Source organism: Streptomyces sp. DS1-CR2 (assembly GCF_055760475.1).
Genome location: NZ_CM147085.1, coordinates 5,118,514 through 5,140,525 on the forward strand (window position 1 = coordinate 5,118,514; position 22,012 = coordinate 5,140,525).

General features: G+C 70.6%; 24 protein-coding genes. 15 read left to right on the forward strand and 9 right to left on the reverse strand.

What is annotated here, in order from left to right:
• The first annotated feature begins 1 nt into the window (after position 1).
• The 3 genes from resB to ACY0PA_RS24590 all read left to right on the forward strand — a co-directional run bounded on the left by resB (position 2) and on the right by ACY0PA_RS24590 (position 3,535).
• The gene (gene resB, locus ACY0PA_RS24580; protein ID WP_473079845.1) at positions 2-1,741 is read left to right on the forward strand and encodes a cytochrome c biogenesis protein ResB; all 1,740 of its coding nucleotides are present in this window, start codon (positions 2-4) and stop codon (positions 1,739-1,741) included.
• Positions 1,738-2,829 carry a c-type cytochrome biogenesis protein CcsB gene (gene ccsB, locus ACY0PA_RS24585; RefSeq protein ID WP_473079846.1) on the forward strand — a complete coding sequence of 364 codons (1,092 nt, stop codon included), beginning with the start codon at positions 1,738-1,740 and terminating at the stop codon, positions 2,827-2,829. Before resB ends, ccsB begins: the two co-directional genes overlap by 4 nt.
• 157 nt (positions 2,830-2,986) lie before the next feature.
• Positions 2,987-3,535 (forward strand): SRPBCC domain-containing protein, encoded by a 549-nt coding sequence (locus ACY0PA_RS24590; RefSeq protein ID WP_473079847.1) that lies wholly within the window; start codon positions 2,987-2,989, stop codon positions 3,533-3,535.
• Positions 3,536-3,598: 63 nt separating this feature from the next.
• Here ACY0PA_RS24590 and ACY0PA_RS24595 read toward each other — a convergent pair whose 3' ends face one another.
• The 3 genes from ACY0PA_RS24595 to ACY0PA_RS24605 are packed head-to-tail and all read right to left on the reverse strand — an operon-like array spanning position 3,599 to position 5,508.
• Complete coding sequence (locus ACY0PA_RS24595) at positions 3,599-4,582, reverse strand: isopenicillin N synthase family dioxygenase (protein ID WP_473079848.1); 984 nt, start codon at positions 4,580-4,582, stop codon at positions 3,599-3,601.
• 60 nt (positions 4,583-4,642) lie between these two features.
• Positions 4,643-5,101, reverse strand: coding sequence for a nucleoside deaminase (locus tag ACY0PA_RS24600; RefSeq protein WP_473079849.1), 459 nt, complete (start codon positions 5,099-5,101; stop codon positions 4,643-4,645).
• Positions 5,098-5,508, reverse strand: a complete 411-nt coding sequence (locus tag ACY0PA_RS24605; protein WP_473079850.1) for a PLD nuclease N-terminal domain-containing protein — start codon at positions 5,506-5,508, stop codon at positions 5,098-5,100. The genes ACY0PA_RS24600 and ACY0PA_RS24605 overlap by 4 nt, the downstream gene beginning before the upstream one ends.
• Before the next feature lie 89 nt (positions 5,509-5,597).
• Between ACY0PA_RS24605 and ACY0PA_RS24610 the strand changes: the two genes are divergently transcribed.
• The 3 genes from ACY0PA_RS24610 to ACY0PA_RS24620 are packed head-to-tail and all read left to right on the forward strand — an operon-like array spanning position 5,598 to position 8,660.
• Positions 5,598-7,049 (forward strand): menaquinone biosynthesis decarboxylase, encoded by a 1,452-nt coding sequence (locus ACY0PA_RS24610; protein ID WP_100597997.1) that lies wholly within the window; start codon positions 5,598-5,600, stop codon positions 7,047-7,049.
• Entirely contained in the window at positions 7,046-7,948 is a 903-nt protein-coding gene (gene mqnP / locus ACY0PA_RS24615) for a menaquinone biosynthesis prenyltransferase MqnP (RefSeq protein WP_473079851.1), read from the forward strand. Before ACY0PA_RS24610 ends, mqnP begins: the two co-directional genes overlap by 4 nt.
• 31 nt (positions 7,949-7,979) lie before the next feature.
• Complete coding sequence (locus tag ACY0PA_RS24620) at positions 7,980-8,660, forward strand: UbiX family flavin prenyltransferase (protein ID WP_473079852.1); 681 nt, start codon at positions 7,980-7,982, stop codon at positions 8,658-8,660.
• On the opposite strand, the gene ACY0PA_RS24625 is transcribed toward ACY0PA_RS24620, so the two are convergent.
• Positions 8,657-8,788 (reverse strand): hypothetical protein, encoded by a 132-nt coding sequence (locus ACY0PA_RS24625; protein ID WP_473086618.1) that lies wholly within the window; start codon positions 8,786-8,788, stop codon positions 8,657-8,659. The two genes, ACY0PA_RS24620 and ACY0PA_RS24625, sit on opposite strands and share 4 nt — an antisense overlap.
• Positions 8,789-8,960: 172 nt before the next feature.
• Between ACY0PA_RS24625 and ACY0PA_RS24630 the strand changes: the two genes are divergently transcribed.
• Both ACY0PA_RS24630 and mqnE read left to right on the forward strand, forming a co-directional pair.
• Positions 8,961-9,416, forward strand: coding sequence for an Lrp/AsnC family transcriptional regulator (locus tag ACY0PA_RS24630; protein WP_329571395.1), 456 nt, complete (start codon positions 8,961-8,963; stop codon positions 9,414-9,416).
• A gap of 90 nt (positions 9,417-9,506) precedes the next feature.
• Positions 9,507-10,670 carry an aminofutalosine synthase MqnE gene (gene mqnE, locus ACY0PA_RS24635; RefSeq protein ID WP_326778576.1) on the forward strand — a complete coding sequence of 388 codons (1,164 nt, stop codon included), beginning with the start codon at positions 9,507-9,509 and terminating at the stop codon, positions 10,668-10,670.
• A gap of 59 nt (positions 10,671-10,729) precedes the next feature.
• On the opposite strand, the gene ACY0PA_RS24640 is transcribed toward mqnE, so the two are convergent.
• A complete protein-coding gene (locus ACY0PA_RS24640) occupies positions 10,730-11,254 on the reverse strand; it encodes a GNAT family N-acetyltransferase (protein ID WP_473079853.1) in 525 nt (174 codons plus the stop codon).
• Positions 11,255-11,360: 106 nt separating this feature from the next.
• Between ACY0PA_RS24640 and ACY0PA_RS24645 the strand changes: the two genes are divergently transcribed.
• The 4 genes from ACY0PA_RS24645 to ACY0PA_RS24660 all read left to right on the forward strand — a co-directional run bounded on the left by ACY0PA_RS24645 (position 11,361) and on the right by ACY0PA_RS24660 (position 14,368).
• Positions 11,361-11,657, forward strand: a complete 297-nt coding sequence (locus ACY0PA_RS24645; protein WP_329571391.1) for a DUF4229 domain-containing protein — start codon at positions 11,361-11,363, stop codon at positions 11,655-11,657.
• Between the two features lie 382 nt (positions 11,658-12,039).
• On the forward strand, positions 12,040-13,386 hold the full coding sequence (locus ACY0PA_RS24650; protein WP_473079854.1) for a dicarboxylate/amino acid:cation symporter: 1,347 nt from the start codon (positions 12,040-12,042) through the stop codon (positions 13,384-13,386).
• A 126-nt stretch (positions 13,387-13,512) separates the two neighbouring features.
• Positions 13,513-14,160 carry a TetR/AcrR family transcriptional regulator gene (locus tag ACY0PA_RS24655; RefSeq protein ID WP_473079855.1) on the forward strand — a complete coding sequence of 216 codons (648 nt, stop codon included), beginning with the start codon at positions 13,513-13,515 and terminating at the stop codon, positions 14,158-14,160.
• Positions 14,161-14,170: 10 nt separating this feature from the next.
• Positions 14,171-14,368 (forward strand): hypothetical protein, encoded by a 198-nt coding sequence (locus tag ACY0PA_RS24660; protein ID WP_473079856.1) that lies wholly within the window; start codon positions 14,171-14,173, stop codon positions 14,366-14,368.
• A gap of 13 nt (positions 14,369-14,381) precedes the next feature.
• Here ACY0PA_RS24660 and ACY0PA_RS24665 read toward each other — a convergent pair whose 3' ends face one another.
• Entirely contained in the window at positions 14,382-15,254 is an 873-nt protein-coding gene (locus ACY0PA_RS24665; RefSeq protein WP_473079857.1) for a helix-turn-helix domain-containing protein, read from the reverse strand.
• A 264-nt stretch (positions 15,255-15,518) separates the two neighbouring features.
• Here ACY0PA_RS24665 and ACY0PA_RS24670 point away from each other — a divergent pair, with 264 nt between their 5' ends.
• Complete coding sequence (locus tag ACY0PA_RS24670; protein ID WP_473079858.1) at positions 15,519-16,946, forward strand: MFS transporter; 1,428 nt, start codon at positions 15,519-15,521, stop codon at positions 16,944-16,946.
• Positions 16,947-16,951: 5 nt separating this feature from the next.
• Here the strand turns inward: ACY0PA_RS24670 and ACY0PA_RS24675 are convergent, their stop codons facing one another.
• The 3 genes from ACY0PA_RS24675 to ACY0PA_RS24685 all read right to left on the reverse strand — a co-directional run bounded on the left by ACY0PA_RS24675 (position 16,952) and on the right by ACY0PA_RS24685 (position 18,846).
• Positions 16,952-17,998 (reverse strand): ATP-binding protein, encoded by a 1,047-nt coding sequence (locus ACY0PA_RS24675; protein WP_473079859.1) that lies wholly within the window; start codon positions 17,996-17,998, stop codon positions 16,952-16,954.
• 295 nt (positions 17,999-18,293) lie between these two features.
• Positions 18,294-18,563: an AzlD domain-containing protein gene (locus tag ACY0PA_RS24680; protein ID WP_473079860.1), complete on the reverse strand. Its 270-nt coding sequence runs from the start codon at positions 18,561-18,563 to the stop codon at positions 18,294-18,296.
• 79 nt (positions 18,564-18,642) lie between these two features.
• Positions 18,643-18,846, reverse strand: coding sequence for a cold-shock protein (locus ACY0PA_RS24685; RefSeq protein WP_006138897.1), 204 nt, complete (start codon positions 18,844-18,846; stop codon positions 18,643-18,645).
• Between the two features lie 292 nt (positions 18,847-19,138).
• On the opposite strand from ACY0PA_RS24685, the gene ACY0PA_RS24690 reads away from it, so the two are divergent.
• Together ACY0PA_RS24690 and ACY0PA_RS24695 are read left to right on the forward strand one after the other, a co-directional pair.
• A complete protein-coding gene (locus tag ACY0PA_RS24690) occupies positions 19,139-20,002 on the forward strand; it encodes a menaquinone biosynthetic enzyme MqnA/MqnD family protein (protein ID WP_100598013.1) in 864 nt (287 codons plus the stop codon).
• A gap of 295 nt (positions 20,003-20,297) precedes the next feature.
• Positions 20,298-22,001, forward strand: a complete 1,704-nt coding sequence (locus tag ACY0PA_RS24695; protein WP_473079861.1) for a serine/threonine-protein kinase — start codon at positions 20,298-20,300, stop codon at positions 21,999-22,001.
• Positions 22,002-22,012 lie beyond the last annotated feature (11 nt).

Genomic DNA, 22,012 nt, shown 5'->3' on the forward strand with positions numbered 1-22,012 from the left:
CATGAGCACGACTGAATCCGGCAAGACCGGCGAGGTGAGCGGCGACGAGCTCGGCGCGGCCGGCTCGCATCTGTCCACCGCACCGCAGGAGGACCGCGGCCCGAACCTGCCCCGCCTGGGGGTCATCGGCTGGGTCCGCTGGTTCTGGCGGCAGCTCACCTCGATGCGCGTCGCGCTGATCCTGCTCTTCATGCTCTCGCTCGGGGCGATCCCCGGCTCGCTGATCCCGCAGTCCGGGGTCGACGAGATGAAGGTGCAGACGTTCAAGGACGCGCACACCACGGTCTCGCCGGTCTACGACAAGCTGGGCCTGTTCCACGTCTACAGCTCGGTGTGGTTCTCCGCGATCTACATCCTGCTGTTCATCTCCCTCATCGGCTGCATCGTCCCGCGCACCTGGCAGTTCGTCGGGCAACTGCGCGGCCGCGCCCCGGCCGCCCCCAAGCGCTTCACGCACCTGCCCGCGTCCGCGACCTGGCGCACCGACGCCGAGCCCGAGCAGGTCCGCGCGGCGGCCCTCGAAATCCTCCGCAAGCGCCGCTTCCGCGCCCACTCCCCCGAGCTCTCGGCTTCGCTCGAGCAGGGAGGGGCCCCCATCGGCGCCACCGTCGCCTCCGAGAAGGGCTATCTGCGCGAGGCCGGCAACCTGATCTTCCACATCGCGCTGATCGTGATGCTGATCGCCTTCGCCTGGGGCCAGCTCTTCAAGTCCGAGGGCGGCAAGCTGATGGTCGAGGGCGACGGAGGCTTCTCCAACGCCCTGCCGATGTACGACGACTTCAAGTCGGGCAACCTCTTCAACTCCGACACCGACCTGACGCCGTTCAGCTTTCAGCTCGACAAGTTCGACGGGACGTACGAGCGCAACGGGCCGAACAAGGGGAGCCCGCGCGTCTACCGCGCGAACGTCACCTACAGCGTCGGCGCGACCGGCAAGGACCAGAAGAGCGCGATCGAGGTCAACACGCCCCTCGACATAGACGGCACCAAGGTCTATCTCAACGGCCACGGCTACGCGCCGACCGTCACCGTCCGGGACGGCCGCGGCAAGATCGTCTCCCGGCAGGCCGTGCCGCTGCTGCCCATCGACTCGAACGTCACCTCCACCGGTGCCGTCAAGGTCATGGACGGCTACCGCGACAAGAACGGCAAGCGGGAACAGCTCGGCTTCAACGCCTTCTTCGTGCCGACCTTCGCGGGGTCCGGGAAGGGCAACATGTTCTCCCAGTTCCCCGCGCTCGACTACCCCGTCCTCGCGCTGTCCGCGTACCACGGAAGCCTGGGTGTCGACTCCGGTATCCCGCAGAACGTGTACCAACTGGACACCTCCAAGATGAAGAAGTTCACGGACTCGAAGGGGGAGCTGCTCAAGACGCGGCTGCGGCCCGGCGAGACCATGAAGCTTCCGAACGGTGCCGGGTCGATCACGTTCGACAAGGACATCAAGCAGTGGGCGAGCTTCCAGATCACCCACCAGCCCGGCGACGGCTGGGCCCTCGCCGGAGCGCTCGCCGCCATCGCGGGCCTCGCCGGCTCCCTGTTCATCCAGCGCCGCCGCGTCTGGGTCCGGGCGACCCCCGGAGCCGACGGAGTCACCGTCGTCGAGATGGGCGGTCTCGGCCGCAGCGAGTCCTCGAAGGTGGCCGAAGAACTCGGCGACCTGGCCGCACACCTCCACGAACAGGCGCCCAGCGCCGCCGATCCCCGACCTGCTGTTCCTGCCGAAGGGGCTGAGAAGTGAATCTCGCCGCCGCAACCAACGAGAATCTCGCGCACATCAGCAATGTGCTGATCTACTCGTCGATGGCCGTGTACCTCCTGGCCTTCTTCGCGCACATGGCCGAGTGGCTTTTCGGCAGCCGCAGCAAGGTCGGCCGCACCGCTGCCGCGCTCACGCAGAAGGCCACCGCGCCGGCCGCGGCCGGCTCCGTGAAGGTGCAGGTCAAGGAGAAGAACGGCGGCACCGCCGTCCTGGAGCGGCCCAGCGTCGTGACGCGCGCCGTCTCCGGCACGCGTGACGTGCCGGACGGCCCCGGCGCCTCCGGCGGCGACGAGCAGGGCGACCTCTACGGCCGTATCGCGGTGTCCCTCACCGTGCTCGCGTTCCTCGTCGAGGCGAGCGGTGTGCTCACCCGCGCGCTCTCCGTGCAGCGCGCGCCGTGGGGCAACATGTACGAGTTCAACATCACCTTCTCCACCGTCGCCGTCGCTGTGTACCTCGGCCTGCTCGTGGCGAAGAAGAACATCGGCTGGCTCGGCCTCCCGCTGGTCACCACGGTCCTCCTCGATCTCGGCCTCGCTGTCACTGTCTTGTACACCGCCAGCGACCAGTTGGTTCCCGCCCTTCACTCGTACTGGCTGTACATCCACGTCTCCACGGCGATCTTCTGCGGCGCGGTGTTCTACGTCGGCGCGGTCAGCACGCTGCTCTACCTGTTCCGCGACTCGTACGAGAACAAGCTGGCGAACGGCGGCAAGCCCGGGAAGTTCGCGACCTCCGTCATGGAGCGCCTGCCCGCCGCGGCCTCGCTCGACAAGTTCTCCTACCGGGTGAACGCGGCCGTCTTCCCGCTGTGGACGTTCACGATCATCGCGGGCGCGATCTGGGCCGGCGACGCGTGGGGCCGCTACTGGGGCTGGGACCCCAAGGAGACCTGGTCGTTCATCACCTGGGTCGCGTACGCCTGCTACCTGCACGCCCGCGCGACCGCCGGATGGAAGGGCCGCAAGGCCGCCTACCTGGCCCTCATCGCCTTCGCCTGCTGGCTGTTCAACTACTACGGCGTGAACATCTTCGTCACCGGCAAGCACTCCTACGCCGGCGTCTGAGACCGCGACAGTCACCGACGGCCGACCCTTTGTGACGCGAGTCACAAGAGGTCGGCCGTCGGCGTACGGACGGACGGGGAGCCTGGGCGGGCCCGGCGGAGCACAGATCCCGGCGCCCAAGGGTGCGCGAAGCGCGCGGGCGCGCCAGCCTGGAGGTATGACCGAATCCAGCCAGCCCACCGAGTCCGCGGCACCTGCCACACCCGTCGCGCCCGGCACGAGCCGGACCGAGGGTCACACCCACACTCTGCACTTCACGATCCCTCTCCCGCATCCCGTGGAGGAGGTCTGGGCGGCGGTGGCCACCCCGGAGGGTCTGCCGGGGTGGCTGGCCGCCGCCGATGTGCTCGAACCACGGCTCGGCGGCGCGGTCACGCTGCGGTGGCTCAACAACGGGCGCGCCCACCAGGGCCGGGTCACCGCGTGGGACGGGGAGCGCGTCGCCGAGTACACGCTCGACGGCCCGCACGGCCGCATGCGCTTCCACCTGGAGCCGACGGCTCCCGACGCGACGACCCTGCGGTTCACCAGTGAGATCGACGGCGACGACGCGGCGCGCCTGGACTACCTGGCCGCCTGGCACGACCACTTCGAGCACCTGGCCGCCGCGCTCGACGGGCGCCCGACGGACGAGCGGGCCTGGGCGGCCTGGACCCCCTCCCGATGGCAGGCGCTCCGGGACGGCTATCTCGAGGCTCCACAGTGATCGGGTATGCAGTGATCAGACGCCGCAGTGATCAAGGCCCACAGTGATCAAAGCCCACAGTGATCAAGGCTCCACGGTGATCATGTCCAGCTTCGCCCGCAGATACGTGTGCGAGTCGACCGGCTCGTGCGCGACCCGGCCCTTCGGCGCGGGCAGGGACTCGACGGTCGTGCGCGGGTCGCACTCGTAGAAGTAGACGAGCGACATCAGCTCCTCGGCGGGCAGGTCGGCCGGGGGCGGCAGGACGCGGTGGCGGCCGGAGCGCCAGCGGTCGCCGGTCCAACGCGCCATCAGGTCACCGATGTTGATGGTGAACGCGTCCGGGTCGAACGGCGCGTCCTGCCAGCCGCCCTCGTCGGTGTAGACCTGGAGCCCGCCCTTGCCGGCCTGCCGGTCGAGGACCGTGACGGTCCCGAAGTCGGTGTGCGGGCCGATGCGGAACTGGCCCTCCTCGGGCCCGCCCACGACGTCCGTTCCCGGGTACCAGTTGATGTTGAAGCCCCAAGTGGGGTGCGTGGTGTGCCGGGTGAAGAAGTCCTCCTCCTCGCCGAGCGCGACCGCGAGGAGTTCGAGTAGCAGGTCGGACAGCTCCCGCATCCGCCCGAGATACGTCTCGACGAGCGCGCGCAGCTCGGGCGTCTCGGCGGGCCAGGTGTTGGGCAGGAACCACTCCGCGTCGATCTCCGCGTCCCCGGTGGGCAGTTCGCAGGCGTACGACAGGGACTCCTTGAGGTCGGGCGGGGTCTCGGTGCCCTCCGCGTAGCCGTTCGCCTCGGCGCCGGGGCCCAGCCAGCCGCGCCCGCCCACCTTCACGGCGTACGGCTCCTTCACCGCGGGCGGCAGCCGGAAGAAGCCGCGCGCCGCCTCCCGGATCCGGGAGCGCAGGCCCGGGTCCACGCCGTGCCCGGTGACCAGCAGGAATCCGGCGGTCCGCAGCGCCTCGTCGACGGTACGGGCGATCCCGGCGCGCGCGTCCGGACCGCCGGAGAGCCAGGGCCGCAGATCGATCGTGGGGATACGGGGCTGTGGCGCACGGGGTTCCGTCATGACCCCACTGTGGACGCGGCGCGGCACGCGGGCAACGACGCCCGGCCGGTCGGACACCCCCTACTCGCCGATGTCCTCGTTCCACAGCTCGGGGCGGGCCGCGATGAACTCCTCCATCATGGCGACACACTCGGGGTCGTCGAGGACCACGATCTCCACGCCGTGCTCGGCCAGCCAGTCGTGGCTTCCGTGGAACGTCCGGGCCTCACCGACGACGACCCGCGAGATGCCGAACTGCCGCACCAGGCCGGAGCAGTACCAGCACGGCGAGAGCGTCGTCACCATCGTGGTGCCCTTGTACGAGCGCTGCCGGCCCGCGTTGCGGAAGGCGTCGGTCTCGCCGTGCACGGACGGATCCGCGTCCTGCACACGGCGGTTGTGCCCGCGCCCGAGGACCTTCCCGTCCGCCGAGTAGAGGGCCGCGCCGATCGGGATGCCGCCCTCGGCGAGCCCCGCCCGCGCCTCCTCGACGGCGGTGGCCAGCCAGGTCCGCGCCAGTTCGGGGTCGAAGGCACTCATGCCTGCTCCCCGCCCTGCTCGCCCTCGCGCTTCTTGAGCTCCTCCTCGCGGCGGCGCAGATCGGCCTCCCAGTCCTTGAGGAGCGACTCGTCCTTTACTTCTTTAGAAGACGCAGCCTCCTCGCGCAGGGAGTGCAGGAACTCGGGGTTGTCGTCGGGTGCGACGAACGTGGTGCGGTGGTTGCGGTGCCACTCGGACGGCGTCGACCCGCCCGCGGGCGCATGGCGCACCCTGCCCGCGACGAGCCAGGCGATCGGGCCGACGAGCACCTCGCCGAAGAGCAGGATGATGATGACCCACACGACCTTCGGCAGGCCCCTGACCTCCTCCTCCGGAGTGTTCAGGCAGTCGATGAAGGCGTAGATCCACAACGCCAGGACCAGCAGGAACGGCAAGTAGCGGAGCATGGTGTCGCGATCCCCCAAGGAGCGGCGTGGGGGCGACGCAGGCCCCCCGGTGACCGGGTCAGGGTAGCCGGTGCTCGATACTGGGACGCATGGCTTACGACGATCTTCGCTCCCTCCTGCGGGCGCTGGAGCGCGAGGGTGACCTCAAGCGCATCAAGGCCGAGGTCGACCCCTATCTGGAGGTCGGTGAGATCGTCGACCGGGTGCAGAAGTCCGGCGGCCCCGCTCTCCTCTTCGAGAACGTGCGCGGCTCCTCGATGCCCCTCGCGATGAATGTGTACGGGACCGACCGGCGCCTGCTCAAGGCGCTCGGCCTGAAGTCCTACGAGGAGATCAGCGACAAGATCGGCGGCCTGCTGCGCCCCGAGCTGCCGCACGGCTTCGTGGGCGTGCGCGAGGCGTTCGGCAAGCTCGGCTCGATGGTGCACGTGCCGCCGAAGAAGGTGAAGGACGCGCCGGTGCAGGAGGTCGTCCTGCGCGGCGACGACGTGGACCTGGACCAGCTCCCGGCCCTGTTCACCTGGCCCGAGGACGGCGGCTCCTTCTTCAACCTCGGCCTCACGCACACCAAGGACCCCGAGAGCGGCATCCGCAACCTCGGGCTCTACCGGCTCCAGCGCCACGACCGGCGCACCATCGGCATGCACTGGCAGATCCACAAGGACAGCCGCAACCACTACCAGGTGGCCGCCAGGAAGGGCGAGAAGCTGCCGGTCGCGATCGCCTTCGGCTGCCCGCCCGCCGTGACGTACGCGTCGACGGCGCCGCTGCCCGGGGACATCGACGAGTACCTCTTCGCCGGGTTCATCCAGGGCAAGCGGATCGAGATGGTCGACTGCAAGACGGTGCCGCTCCAGGTGCCGGCGAACGCCGAGGTCGTCCTCGAGGGCTGGCTGGAGCCCGGGGAGATGCTCCCCGAGGGCCCGTTCGGCGACCACACCGGTTTCTACACGCCGCAGGAACCCTTCCCCGCGCTGACGATCGACTGCGTGACGATGCGCAAGCGTCCGCTGCTGCAGTCCATCGTGGTGGGGCGCCCGCCGACGGAGGACGGTCCGCTCGGCCGGGCCACGGAACGCTTCTTCCTGCCGCTCCTCAAGATCATCGTGCCGGACATCGTGGACTACCACCTGCCCGAGTCGGGCGGCTTCCACAACTGCGCGATCGTCTCGATCGACAAGAAGTACCCGAAACACGCGCAGAAGGTGATGCACGCCGTGTGGGGCGCCCACATGATGTCGCTGACCAAGTTGATCGTGGTCGTCGACTCGGACTGCGACGTGCACGATCTGCACGAGGTCGCGTGGCGGGCGCTCGGGAACACGGACTACGCCCGTGACCTGACGGTCGCCGAGGGTCCCGTCGACCACCTCGACCACGCGTCGTACCAGCAGTTCTGGGGCGGCAAGGCGGGCATCGACGCGACGAAGAAGTGGCCCGAGGAGGGCTACACGCGGGACGGCGGCTGGCCCGAGATGGTGCTGTCCGACCCGCAGACGGCGGCGACGGTCGACCGCCGCTGGAAGGAGTACGGCCTGTGACCAGCGCTTCCGCCGCGATCCCGCAGCCGGGCCGCACCAAGGCGTTCCTGCGGCTCGTCATGATCGAGCACTCGGTGTTCGCGCTGCCCTTCGCGTACATCGCGGCGCTCACCGCGATGTTCCGGATGGACGGGAACATCCACTGGTGGCGGCTGCTGCTCGTGACGATCGCGATGATCGGCCTGCGCACGTTCGCGATGGCCGTGAACCGGATCATCGACCGCGAGATCGACGCCCGTAACCCGAGGACCGCGCACCGCGAACTCGTCACGGGCGCGATGTCCGTGAAGTCCGCCTGGACCGGCGCGCTCATCGCGCTCGTCGTCTTCCTCGGCGCGGCCGCCCTGCTCAACCCGCTGTGCCTGGCGCTCGCGCCCATCGCGGTGATCCCGATGGTCGTCTATCCGTACGGCAAGCGGTTCACGAACTTCCCGCAGGCCATCCTGGGTCTCGCCCAGGCGATGGGGCCGGTCGGCGCCTGGCTGGCGATCACCGGCGAGTGGTCGTGGGACGCGGTGATCCTCGGGCTCGCGGTCGGCATCTGGATCGGCGGCTTCGACCTCATCTATGCCTGCCAGGACGTGGAGACGGACCGCGAGGTCGGCGTGATGTCGGTGCCGGCCCGCTTCGGAATCCCGGCGGCGATCTGGGGAGCGCGCGGCTGCCACACGCTCACCACGGCGCTGTTCGTCTGGTACGCCCTCGCCACGGACGCGGGTGCGTTCTTCTGGTTCGGCCTCGTCATCGTCGCGGGCGCCTTCCTCTACGAGCACACGATCGTGCGGCCGCGCGACCTGTCCCGGCTCAACCGGGCCTTCTTCCAGGTCAACGGCTTTATCGGGATCGCCCTGTTCGTGTGCGCGCTGCTCGACCTCCTCGTGCGCGGGCTGACTGTCTGACCGCGGCCGGGTGCCGGATAGGCTCGACGGCATGACCGCAGGAGAAATTGGGCGCCGGCCTTGGATCGTGGGGGTGTCCGGCGCGTCGGGGACCCCGTATGCCGCCGCGGTTCTGCGCGCGCTGCTCGACGCGGGGGAGAGCGTCGACCTCGTCGTCTCGCGGGCCTCGCGGCTGACGCTGCTCGATGAGACGGGCATCGCGTTCCGGGACGCGCACTGGCACGAGGACCTGGGTGAGTGGCTGGCGCGCGGGGCGGACGGGAAGCCGGACACGTTCGCGGCGGGCGACCGGCTCGACCAGGTCAGGTACTGGTCCGCCGGGGATCTGGCGGCGGGACCGTCGTCCGGGTCGTATCCGGCGAAGGGCATGATCATCGTGCCCGCGTCCACGGCGTGCGTGGCGGGCGTGGCGCTCGGCCTGTCGAAGGATCTGCTCCAGCGCGCGGCGAGCGTGACGCTCAAGGAAGGGCGCAGGCTGGTCGTCGCGGTGCGCGAGACACCGCTGAACGGACAGACGCTGAAGCATCTGGTGGCGCTGGACGAGGCGGGCGCCGTGGTGCTGCCCGCCTCTCCGGCGTTCTACGCGGGGGCGACGCACATCCAGGATCTGGTGGACTTCGTCGCCGGGCGGGCGCTCGACGCGGCGGGGGTGCCGCATCGGCTCTACCGCCGGTGGCAGGGAGAGCTCGGGGGCGGCTCTGTGGACCGTTAGCGCTTCTTGGTGCGCGCGGCCCGCTTCTCAGCGGCACGCGCCTCGACGGCGGACTGGTGGGCACGCGAGCGGTTGGCCTGGTCCTGCAGCTCGCGCATACGGGCGTAGGCCATCTCGATCGTGTACACGGTGGCAACACTCCTGAATGATCGTCTTTGATCGGTAGTCGAAGATCGCTTGGAAGGTCAGCCGAAGGTGAAACCGGGTTTCGGCTGAAAGATTCACAGGGTCAATGCCCTGCACGCCTTGGATTCTACACGTAAACTCGCTTCAACGCGGAATAATGAAAGGCATGGACCTATGGACGCCGTGGACAGGCAGCTCATTCAGGCTCTGCGCGAGAACGGCCGCGCCTCGTATGCCGAGCTGGGACGCCTCGTAGGCCTGTCCGGGCCCAGCGTCACCGACCGCATCAACCGTCTCGAAGCGGCCGGCGTCATCACCGGCTACCGCGCGACCGTCGACTCGCCCTCGCTAGGCCTCGGCGTCACCGCCCTGATCGGCATCTCGCTCTCCGACGCCGCCGACCACGAGGACGTGGCGCGCCGGCTCAAGGACCTGCACGAGATCGAGGACTGCTGGTTCATCGCGGGCGACGACTCGTACATGCTCAAGGTGCGGGTCGGTGACGTGGACGGCCTGGAGCGCACCATCCGCCGGCTCAGCGGTACGAAGGGCGTCTCGCGCACGCGCACCACGATCGTGCTGTCCACCAAGTGGGAGAACCGGGTGGGGGAGCTGCCCGAGGAGGAGTAGAGGCGGGCACGACGTGCCTGATAGGGGCCCCTCCCGCCCGAAGGGCGGGGGAGTACGGTTGGCCGCAGTCTTTGGTGAGGAGCAATGGCAATGGACGTAGGGCTCAAGCGCGAGCTGGAGCAGAAGGTGCGGGACGGCGAGCGGCTGTCCCGTGAGGACGGCATCGCGCTGTACGAGTCGGACGACCTGGCCTGGCTGGGCGGGCTCGCCCACGAGGTGCGCACGCGCAAGAACGGCGACGTCGTCCACTTCAACGTCAACCGCCACCTCAACATGACGAACGTGTGCACCGCGTCGTGCGCGTACTGCTCGTTCCAGCGCAAGCCGGGCGAGAAGGACGCGTACACGATGCGCATCGAGGAGGCCGTCCGCCTCGCCAAGGCGATGGAGAACGAGAACCTCACCGAGCTGCACATCGTCAACGGGCTGCACCCGACGCTGCCCTGGCGTTACTACCCGCGCTCCCTGAAGGCCCTCAAGGAGGCGCTGCCGAACGTCGCGCTGAAGGCGTTCACGGCGACGGAGATCCACCACTTCGAGACGATCTCCGGGCTCTCCGCCTCCGAGATCCTCGACGAGCTGATCGACGCCGGTCTTGAGTCGCTCACCGGCGGCGGCGCGGAGATCTTCGACTGGGAGATCCGTCAGCACATCGTCGACCACGCCACCCACTGGGAGGACTGGTCGAGGATTCACCGCCTCGCGCACGAGAAGGGTCTCAAGACCCCGTCCACGATGCTGTACGGGCACATCGAGGAGCCCCGTCACCGCGTCGACCACGTGCTGCGCCTGCGCGAACTCCAGGACGAGACCGGCGGTTTCCAGGTCTTCATCCCGCTGCGCTACCAGCACGACTTCGTCGACATGAAGGACGGCAAGGTCCGCAACCGCCTCCAGGCGCGTACGACCATGGCGACCGGCGCCGAGGCGCTCAAGACCTTCGCGGTCTCCCGGCTCCTGTTCGACAACGTGCCGCACGTGAAGTGCTTCTGGGTCATGCACGGCGTGCAGACCACCCAGCTCGCGCTCCAGCACGGCGCCGACGACATGGACGGCTCGGTCGTCGAGTACAAGATCACGCACGACGCGGACAACTACGGGACGCCGAACAAGCTGACCCGCGAGGACCTGCTCGACCTGATCCGCGACGCCGGCTTCCGGCCCGTCGAGCGGAACACCCGGTACGAGATCATCCGCGAGTACGACGGCCCGGACCCGGCGCGCCGCGAGACGCCGCAGGCGATGCGCGTCTGAGGCACCTGTGAGATGAGCGAAGCCCCGGCCGCCGGCCGGGGCTTCGCTCATCTCACAGGTCAGGCCACCGGCAGCAGCATCGTGATGTCGTCACGGTCGTCGCCCGGGGCCACCCGGATCGCACCGGGGACGCGGCCGACCTCCTTGTAGCCGCACGCCGCGTAGAAGCGGTCGGCGCCGGTGCCGCCGCGGCAGGTGAGACGGATCGCCTCGATGCCGTCGAAGGCACGGGCGGCGTCGGCCGCGGCGGCCATCAGCTCCCGCCCGTACCCCTTGCCCTGGTACCGCGGGTGGACCATCACCGTGTACAGCCAGATGTAGTGCTTCTGCAGGCGGTGCTGGTTGTACGTGAAGAAGGCCGTCGCCGCGACAGCGCCCTCTTCGTCGCGTCCGACCAGGAGCCGGGTGCGGCCCTCGGTCATCGCGGCGAGGTGCCTGACCAGCTCGGGGCGGATGTCCTCGGTGGTGACGGGCGGGACGAAGCCGACCGCTCCGCCCGCGTTGGACACGTCGGCCCAGAGCGCGAGGACGTCGTCCCGCAGCGCCGGATCTATCGGCGGGTCCAGCTGAAACGTAAGGGCCATTGGGTCACTCTAGCCATTACTTGCGGTACCGCTCAATGCCCTTCCGGGGCCGCATGCTTCACTGGGTGGTGCGTAGGACCGATTCGGAACGGAAGAGTGGATTGACATGCTCCGCTACACGCTGATGCGCTTCGGGATCTTCGCGGGCTGTTTCCTTGTCGTCTGGGGCCTCGCCTCGACAGGCATCGTGCCCCGCGGCGCCGGCGGCTCGTACTTCCTGTGGATCGCCCTGCTCGGTCTCGTCATCTCCGCGCCGATCAGCTACGTCGTGCTGCGCAAGGAGCGCGACCGGGCCTCGGTCAAGATCGTCGAGCGCGTCGACCGCACGAAGGCCAACTACGAGCGCAACCGCACGCAGGAAGACGTCGCGGACGACACGGCCCGCGCGCAGAGCGCCTCGTAACGCGACGCGTCCCCGAAGTCCCGTGTAAGGGACTCGTAAGCTTCGTCACACCGCAGGTGGCTCCGGCATCGCTCGATGCCGGAGCCACCTGCGTTTTCCAGGCCCAAGGTTCATGGAGCGGGTCATTTCTTTCTCAAAGAACCCCTTTGATGTTCTCAAAGCATGAGTGTTAACGTGATTGCCATGAAGACATTCGCAGCCCGCATGCCCCTGAGCGTTCCGCTCGTGGCGCGCCTGCATGTCGACCTCTGCCGTTGCATGTCCGCGGCCTGTCGCCTCTGAAGCGACTCCCCCCGATGCAGCGGCGCCCCTGGTTCTTCCTCCCGCGGTGGCCGCTTCCTTACGTCCGACCCCACCCGCGCGTCATCACTGGAGTGTGTCCGTGTCCGCGAACACCGCGTCCGCGTCCGAGAAGCAGAAGCCCCGCTTCCGGATACCCATCCCCTTCTGGGCCCAGGTCCTGCTCGGCCTCGTCGTCGGCCTCGTGCTCGGCTACGTCGCCCGCACCTACGACGTGTCCTGGCTCGGCACGACCCTCGACAAGGTCGGCGGCATCTTCATCCAGCTCCTGAAGCTGGCCGTGGCCCCGCTGGTCTTCTTCGCGATCCTGGTGTCCATCACCAATCTGCGGAAGGTCAACAACGCCGCGCGGCTCGCCAGCCGCACCCTCCTGTGGTTCATGATCACCTCGCTGATCGCGGTCGTCATCGGCCTCGCGATCGGCCTGATCACCAACCCGGGCAACGGCTCGAACCTCACCCCGGCCGACGGCTCCAAGCCCGACCACGCCGGCTCCTGGCTGGACTTCCTGACCGGCATCGTCCCGACCGATGTCGTCACGCCGTTCACCCAGCTCAACGTCCTGCAGATCGTCTTCATGGCGGTCGTCGCCGGTGTCGCCATCCTGAAGATCGGCCCGAAGGCCCAGCCGATCCTCTCCCTGTCCGAGTCGGTGCTCGAGCTGCTGCAGAAGGCCCTGTGGTGGGTCATCCTGCTCGCCCCGATCGGCTCCGCCGGCCTCATCGGCCGCGCCATCGTCCAGTACGGCTGGGACCTCCTCGGCAACTACGCGACGTTCACGATCGACATCTACGTCGGCTGCGCCCTGGTCCTCTTCGGCGTCTACCCGCTGCTCCTCGCAGTGGTCGCCAAGCTGAACCCGCTCCAGTTCTTCAAGGGCGCCTGGCCCGCCATCCAGCTGGCCTTCGTGTCCCGCTCCTCCGTCGGCACGATGCCCGTCACCCAGCAGTCCGCCGAGCGCCTCGGCGTCCCGCGCAACTACGCCTCCTTCGCCGTGCCGTTCGGCGCGACGACCAAGATGGACGGCTGCGCCGCGATCTACCCGGCGATCTCCGCGATCTTCGTCGCGCAGATCTTCGACGTACAGCTCGGCATCAAGGAGTACCTGCTCATCGCGTTCGTCTCGGTGATCGGCTCCGCCGCGACCGCCGGACTGACCGGCGCCACGGTCATGCTGACGCTGACCCTGTCGACGCTCGGCCTCCCGATGGAGGGCGTGGGCCTGCTCCTCGCCATCGACCCGATCCTGGACATGATGCGCACCGCCACGAACGTGGCCGGACAGGCGCTCGTGCCGGTCATCGTGGCCGCCCGCGAGAACATCCTGGACCGCGTGAAGTACGACAACGCCACCGCGTCTCCCGTCGAGGAGTCCGTGGTCGAGAGCCGGCACGAGGACGAGCCTCAGGCGGTGGGTGCCGCCGCCTGAGTCCCCAGGCTCGTACCCGTCCGCACCCCGCACCCGCCGGTTCCCTCCGGTCGTGGTGCGGGGTGTGTGCGTTGTGGTGGCTACGCTTGCGGGCGGACGCGGTGTGGAGAGAGGCGGGCGGCCGGGGTGGGCGAAGTGAGGGTCAAGCGGATGCCGCGGGCCGTGCGGGAGCGTCAGATGCTCGACGCGGCGGTGCGGGTGTTCGGGGAGCGTGGCTACGGCGCCGCGTCGATGGATGACATCGCGGAGCTCGCCGGAGTGTCGAAACCGCTGGTGTACCTCTATCTGAACTCCAAGGAGGAGCTCTTCTCGGCGTGCATCCAGCGCGAGTCGGCGGCCCTGATCGCGGCGGTGCGCGCGGGTGTGTCCGGCGGCGGGGGAGCCGACCGGCAGCTGTGGGACGGGCTGCGGGCCTTCTTCGCGCACACGGCGCAGAACCCCGACGGCTGGGCCGTCCTGCACAGTCACGCACCGGCGGGCGGTGAGCCGTTCGTCGTCGAGGTCACGGCCATGCGGGAGGAGGTCGTCGCGTTCGTGACCGGGCTGATCGCCGAGGCGGCCAGGGAGGCGCACGATGATCCCGCGCTGCCCGACCGCGAGGTCGCCGGGCTCGCGCAGGCGCTGGTCGGGGCCGCGGAGTCGCTGGCCGGCTGGGCCAGCACGGACCCGTCGGTCACGGCCAAGGAGGCCGCGGCCACGCTGATGAACTTCGCCTGGTCGGGCCTCGGGAACCTGATGGAGGGCCGGCGCTGGTCACCCGCCCCCGGCGCGTAGCACCTCGCCCGTGACATGGGTGCGCGTCGCCGAGCAGAGCTCGAAGGCGGGCCCCCGGGACGCGTACGTCACGCTCGCCGGCAGGGATACGGGTGCCTCGAACGCGGCGCGCACCTGCAGGAACGGGCCGAGATGGAACACCCTGCGCGCCCTGCGCGCCCTGCGCGCCCGGCGCGCCCGGTGCGCGGGGATGCTCGAACGGGGCTGAGGCGTAAGGGAGTTCAGGACTCCCGGCGGTCCGGGCGGGCCGCCGGGTCCAGGCGCAGCATCGCCGCCTCGTCCGGGCTGCCGGGCTCGGCCTGATAGGTGACGAGGCGCTGCCCGCCCGTGCGTGCCAGCTGCATGACCTCGAACGTGAGGGTCATCGCGCCGACCTTGGGGTGCGCGAACGTCTTGGTGCCGCCGCCGCGCTCCAGAACCTCGTAACGGTCCCAGAGCCTCGCGAACTCCGGTGACTTCAGGACGAGTTCACCGACGAGGGCGGCCAGCTCCGGCGAGTTCGGGTCCTTGCCGCCCACCGCGCGCAGGTGCGCCACCGACTGCGCGACCGTCTCCTCCCAGGGGACGTAGAGCCGGCGGCCCACGGGGTGCAGGAACAGATACCGCGTGATGTTGCGCTCGTCGTCCGGCCAGTCCCACAGGCCGGGCAGGAGGCGGCGGCCGGCCGGGTTCGCCGCCAGCACGTAGTTGTGCGGGCTCACCACGTAGGCGGGCAGCGGACTGAGCGACTCCAGGACCCGCAGGACCGAGTCGCGCACCGTGCGGTCGGTCGTGGGGTGGGGCTCGGTGAGACGGCCCGAAGCCAGCTCGGCCAGGTCGTGGAGGCGCTCGTGCGCGTCGCCGCACAGCCGCAGGGCCCGGCTGATGGCGTCGATCACGGCCGTGGAGGGGTTCGTCTCGCGGCCGCGCTCCAGCCGCGTGTAGTAGTCGACGCTGACGCCGGAGAGCGTCGCCAGCTCCTCGCGGCGGAGGCCGGGCGTCCGCCGGATCCCCGCGCCCGCGGGCAGCCCCGCGTCCGCCGGGCTCACGAGCGCGCGCCGCGCCTTGAGGTACCTGCCCAGTTCCGTGCCGTCCTGCGTCGCTCCACCAGCCATACCCCCATTCTCCCTGCTCGGCGACGTCTGTGGGGGGCCGTGTCAGGACCAGGAACAGCGCGCCCCGGTGAACGGCGCCCTGCCACCTCGCGCCAACTGAGCGCAGAGTGGATCCCGGTGCGGGCGGCCCGGCCACCGCGGACCCAGGGGGTGCACGGCACCGGGCCGCGGACGCGGTCGCCGGAGCCGCCCGCACGAAGCCCTGCCGGGGAGGAACGACGGACCACGTCGCCCACCCGTTTCTCCACCCGAGGAGCCCCGAACATGCCGTCCGCCGCCACCCGCCCCGACCAGCGGAACCCGACCCGTGCCCCCAGCCCGGCGGCCGGTGCGCCGGCTCCCGTACGGGTGTCCGGTTACGCCCTCGTCGCCGCGCTCCTCGGCTTCACCGTCATCTCCATCGATGTGTCCGCCGTGAACATCGCCCTGCCCGCCATCCGTACGTCGCTGCACGGCGGCATCACCGGGCTTCAGTGGATCGTCGACGCGTACACCCTGATGTTCGCCGCGCTCATGCTCTCCGCCGGTGCGCTCGCCGACCGGGCCGGTGCGCGGCGGGCCTACGCCTGGGGTGTCGGACTGTTCACCCTGGCCTCGCTCGCCTGCGCCCTCGCACCAGGCATCGGCACGCTCGTCGCCGCCCGTGTCGTCCAGGGCGGCGCCGCTGCCATCGTGATGCCGGCCTCGCTCGCGCTGATCCGCCAGGCCTACGACGACGCGCGGCACCGCGCTCGTGCCATCGCGCTGTGGACGGTGGGCGGTTCGGTCGCCATGGCCGTAGGCCCTGTCCTCGGCGGCCTGCTCACCGAGGCCGCCGGCTGGCGCGCCGTCTTCTTCCTGAACCTGCCCGTGGGCGCCCTGATCCTGGCCCTCCTCGTCCGCGTCCCGCGCTCCCCGCGCCGTCCCGCCCCGCTCGACCTGGCCGGTCAGGTCACCGCGGTCCTCGCGCTCGCCGGGCTCGCCTTCGCGGTCATCGAGGGCGGCCACACCGGCTGGACCGCCCCGTCGGTCCTCGCGGCACTCGCCGTGGCCGTCGCCGGGGCGCTCGCCTTCCTCGCCGCCGAGAAGCGCCACCGCGCGCCCATGGTCCCGCTGCCCCTGCTGCGGCGGCGCGACGTGAGCGTGTCCCTCGCCATCGGCTTCGCGGTCAACGTGGCCTTCTACGGCGCGATCTTCCTGCTCGGCCTCTACTACCAGCAGCTGCGCGGCATGTCCGGCACCGAGGCCGGCCTCATGTTCGTACCGCTGGCGGCGATCATCACGTCGACCAACCTGATCTCCCCGCCGATGGCCGAACGCTTCGGCCGCCGTCCCGTCATCGTGACCGGACAGGCCGTCCTCGCCCTCGGCATGTTCTGCCTCCTGCCGCTGGCCGCGCACACCCCGGTCTGGCTGATCCTTCTCCTGCTCGTCCCGACGGGCATGGGCGGCGCGTTCGCGGTCCCCGCGCTCACCGCCCTGCTCATGGACAGCGTCCCGGCAGCCCGCGCGGGCACGGCCTCCGGCCTCCTGAACGCGTTCCGCCAGACCGGCGGCGCCCTCGCCGTCGCACTCTTCGGCTCCCTCATCGCGGGCGGCGCGAGCGACGGCTTCTCCCTCGGAGGCATGCGTACGAGCCTGATCGTCGCGGGCGGGCTCCTGTGCGTGACGGCGGCGCTGGCGGCCTGGGCCCTGCCCAGGAAGCAGGGCTAGGAGGGCTAGGACGGGGAGGCCGCGTTCCGCAGGCAGTGCGCCAGGCAGCGACGCCGGAACTCGGCGTCCTCGCCGAGCCGTTCCAGCAGATGCTTGCCGTACGCGCGCGTGGCGGCCGTCATGCGGAAGGCCCCGGGTCCCGACGGCTCGGGTGTGATCAGGCGGTGGGCCGCGAGCCCCTCGAAGGCGCGGGCGAGTTCGTCGGGCGGCAGCCGGTCGTCCGCGCACACCGTCACCGTGTCGGCCACGGTGAAGGGCCCGGTGAAGACGGAGGCCCGCGCCCACAGCAGCCGTTCACCGGGCGGACACAGCCGCTGGCTCCAGCGCAGCGAGGCGCGCAGCGTGCGCAGCCGGTGCGGCAGTCCGGGCATCGGGGCGGGCAGGTCGAGCAGGCGCTCGGGGCGGCCGATGAGCGACAGCAGGTCGTCGGCGTCGTGGCGCTTCAGCTGGCCCGCAGCGATGCGCAGGGCCAGCGGCAGACCGCCGAGCGCCGCGCAGATACGCCGGGCCGGTTCGGGGTCCGGGTCCCGCGGTGCGCCGAGCGCCCGCGCGGCCGTCGTGAGCAGACGGGCGGCGCCGCCGGGGGTGAGCGGGGGCAGCGGGAACGTGACCGGGGTGTCCAGCGGGACCCTGCTGGTGGCGAGGACGCGCAGCTCCGGGCACGCCTGTACGAGGTGTAGCAGCGTGGCGGCGCACTCCGAGGCCTGCCGCTCGCAGGTGTCGACGACGAGAAGCACGGGGCGCCGCCCGATCGCGGCGGCCAGCGCCGGGAGCGGAAGCACCGCGGGATCGCCGTCGAGGCGCAGGGCGCCGGCGAGCGCGTGCGGCACGAGCCCGGGGATGTCGAGCGTGGCCAGGTCGGCGGTGCCCTTCGCGGACCAGGGTTCGCGGCGCATGCGCCGTACGACTTCGGCGGCGAGCGCGCTCTTGCCGACGCCGCCCGGCCCGGCGATCGTCACCAGGCGCTCCGCGCGCAGCAGCCCTTCGAGCGCGGCCGCGGCGCCACCCCTGCCGACGAGTCCCGCGGCCCGGGTGTGCAGGAGCTCCGGCATGTTCTGGTGCCTCCGTCGTGCTGCGTCGGCTTGCGTTCCGGTCGGATGCGGCCGGCATGTGCCGGGCGGGCGGTCCCCGGCATCGGCGCGGGCGCGGAAATCGGTACACCTGTCCTCTGCGCCGGGTCCGGTCGGTGACGCGGGCCGATCAGAGTAGCGGCGGTTCCCGCGAGGCCGGTCCGTGCGACCGGACGGGTCCGCTATCCGTCCGTACGTTGCCGAATCGGCCCGTCCGGGAGCGGTCGGAGGCGTTACTCGCCCGATCGGGAGCGGTTTCCCGTACACGCAGGGGCCGTTACGACACGCCCGCGAGCCGCAGGAGGCCCGTCGTCGCGGCGGCCACCACGACGACGACGGCGAAGGGCGCCTTCCGCCACGCGAGCAGCCCGCCGGCCAGCACCCCGGCGGGCCGGGCCCACCCGGCGAACCCGCGTCCCTCGGTCAGCGCCCCCGCCGCGAGCAGCGCCACCAGCAGCACGGTCGCCCCGACGGCCGGCAACTCCTCGTCATGCAGTACGCGTGAGCAAAAAGGCAGGAGCCCCGTCTCCGCCTCGTGCCGGGGCACTTGGCGGAGCGGGGCTCCTTGGGTACTGCATCCGTTCCGGAGTCACGACGTCCCAAGGGCAAACCTGGGGACGCCCCACTTACATGGGGGTGACGTTCTCCGCCTGCGGGCCCTTCGGACCCTGCGTGACGTCGAAGCTCACGGCCTGGTTCTCCTCGAGGGAGCGGAAGCCGTTTGCGTTGATCGCGGAGTAGTGGACGAAGACGTCCGGGCCGCCGCCTTCCTGGGCGATGAAGCCAAAGCCCTTTTCAGCGTTGAACCACTTCACGGTTCCGGTAGCCATAAGCCCTCCTTGGGCCAAAGGGTCGCCCTGCTCCAGAACCTGCAAATGCACTTGCGAACAACTGCAAAAGTCTGAATACGACGAGAGCCCGCGGTCACATGCTCCGCAGGCTCTGTACTGCAAGGGAAACCAAACTGCAACTTGCGGGCGAGCCTAGCACGCAGGCACCGGAATGCAATAGAGGGAAAGATCACGTCACCCGGAGGTTTGACACGGGGCGTCAAAGGGTTGACAGGGCCGACTCGGGGACCCTGAAGCCTGCACCGTACCGCATGGGGTCTAGCCTCGCGATGTGGACAATTCTCCCGAGACCCCGCAGCGCAACCGGCCACGAGTCGGCCACATCCAGTTCCTCAACTGCATGCCCCTGTACTGGGGACTTGCCAGGACGGGAACGCTCCTCGACCTCGAGCTCACGAAGGACACCCCGGAGAAGCTCAGCGAGAGCCTCGTCCAGGGCGACCTCGACATCGCGCCCATCACCCTCGTCGAGTTCCTGAAGGCCGCCGACCAGCTCGTCGCCTTCCCCGACCTCGCGGTCGGCTGCGACGGCCCGGTGATGTCGTGCGTGATCGTCTCGCAGGTACCTCTCGACCAGCTCGACGGCCGGCGGGTCGCGCTCGGCTCCACCTCGCGCACGTCCGTGCGCCTCGCGCAGCTGCTGCTCGCCGACCGTTTCGGCGTACAGCCCGACTACTACACGTGCCCGCCCGACCTGGGCCTGATGATGCAGGACGCGGACGCGGCCGTGCTCATCGGGGACGCGGCCCTGCGCGCCAACCTCCACGACGCGCCGCGACTCGGGCTCCAGGTCCACGACCTGGGCGCCCTGTGGAAGGAGTGGACGGGACTGCCGTTCGTCTTCGCCGTGTGGGCCGCCCGCAAGGACTACGCGGAGCGCGAGCCCCTCATCACCCGCAAGGTGCACGAGGCGTTCCTCGCCTCGCGGGACGTGTCCCTGGAAGAGGTCACCAAGGTCGCCGAGCAGGCCTCCCGCTGGGAGGTCTTCGACGAGCAGGTCCTCGAGCGCTATTTCACGACGCTCGACTTCCGCTTCGGCGCACGGCAGCTGGAGGGCGTCACGGAGTTCGCCCGCCGGGTGGGCCCGACAACCGGCTTCGCGGCCGATGTCCGGGTCGATCTGCTGCAGCCGTGACGCGGTAGCTCCGCCGCCCCCGGAAGGCGTACGGGAATTCCCCAGCGGGAATTCGCGTACGCCTTCTGCGTGCCGTCTCTCTCGCGCACGGGGCAATTCCGGCTATCCGGAAACAACGGGCTGTTCGGTGACGATCGAGTGTGAACGTATGGAATTTCACCGGTGAACGTTTTGAATACACGGGGCGCGCGGATATCGGAGGGATGCGTTCCGCGAGGCGGCGACTACGGGAAGGCGTGACAGGGGAGGTCTACCCTGGCCCGACTGGAGCGTGGGCACAGGGGGAGGCCAGGCCATGCAGTCGCTGGAAGCCGGCGAACCGACCACGATCGGGCCCTACCGGCTGCTCGGAAGGCTCGGTTCCGGCGGAATGGGCCGCGTCTATCTGGGGCGCAGCGCCGGAGGCCGCACCGTCGCGGTGAAGGTCGTCCATCCGCACTTCGCGCTCGACGAGGAGTTCCGGGCGCGCTTCCGGCGCGAGGTGGACGCCGCGCGGCGGGTCGGAGGCGCCTGGACCGCGCCGGTCCTCGACGCCGACCCGGAGGCGTCCGTGCCGTGGGTGGCGACCGGTTACGTGGCCGGCCCCTCCCTCGCGCAGGCCGTGAAGGAGCGCGCCCTGCCCGACCACTCCGTACGGGTCCTGGGTGCGGGCCTCGCCGAGGCGCTGGCGGCGGTGCACGGCCTCGGGCTCGTCCACCGCGACGTGAAGCCGTCGAACGTGCTGCTCACCGTGGACGGCCCGCGCCTGATCGACTTCGGTATCGCCCGCGCCACCGACGGCACCGCCTCCCTCACCTCCACCGGGGTCTCGATCGGGTCGCCCGGATACATGGCGCCCGAGCAGATCCTCGGCAAGGGCGTCACGGGCGCCGCCGATGTCTTCTCCCTCGGCGCGGTCCTCGTCTACGCGGTGACCGGCACGTCCCCGTTCCCCGGCGACTCGTCGGCCGCGCTCCTCTACAAGGTGGTGCACGAGGAGCCCGAACTCGGCCTGGCGCGCGGGGAACTGCGCGACGTCGCCGCCGCGTGCCTGGCGAAGGACCCGGCCGCGCGGCCCACACCCGAAGAACTGGCGAGCGCTCTCGCCCCGCAGGGCGCGGCCCGGCTCGTGGCGGCGGGGTGGCTGCCGGGCGCGCTGGTGGAGCAGGTGGGGCGCAGCGCGGTGGCGCTTTTGGACCTGGAGGGCGCGGCGCCGGCGGGTGCCGCGGAGCGTTCGGGGCCGGTCGGATTCAGCGAGCCGTCGGTCGACTGGCCGTCGGACGCGGCGGGGGCGCCCGCCGGGGTGTTCGGGCCTCCCGATCCCGCGTACGGACCGGTCGTCCCGCCCGTGCACACGCCCGCCGACTCTGCCCCCGCCCCCGCCCCCGCCCCCGGCGACGCCGCCGTCCCCGCGCCGCGCACCGAGGTGCCGGGCGCCGGGAAGCTCTCCGTCAGTGTGGCCGCGACATCCGCGCCGGGCGCGGGCGGTCGCGGACGCAGGATCAGCTGCACGGTCGCGGTCGGTGTCGCGGGCGCGCTCGCCGCCGTCACCCTCGGCTCGGTGTTCCTCTTCGACCTGCTGCCCGGCTCCTCGAAGGGCGGGAGCGACACCGCGGGCGGCCGTCCACCCGCGGCGACAGCCTCCGCCTCCGCGCCGAAGGGCACCGTCCCCGCCTCCTTCGTGGGCACGTGGGAAGGTCCCGGCACCGGCCTCGGCGGCACGCTGCCGATGGGCACGTTCCGCGTCACCGTCGAACAGGGCCGGATCGGCGAGGAGTTCGGCACGTTCCACCAGACCGACCCGATCGGCGCGGTCTGCGAGGACGTCCTCGTCCTCAAGCGGGTCGAGAAGGACCGGATCGTCGCCACGGGCATCGCCAAGAAGTCGAACGGCGGGCAGTGCACCACCGGCCGCCACGAAGTCCGCCTGATCAAGTCGAAGTCGGGCGACCGTCTCACCTACGAGACGGACAACCCGCGCGCGGGCGACCCCGTCGCTACGATGCGGCGCGCCGGCTGACGCGGCCGAGA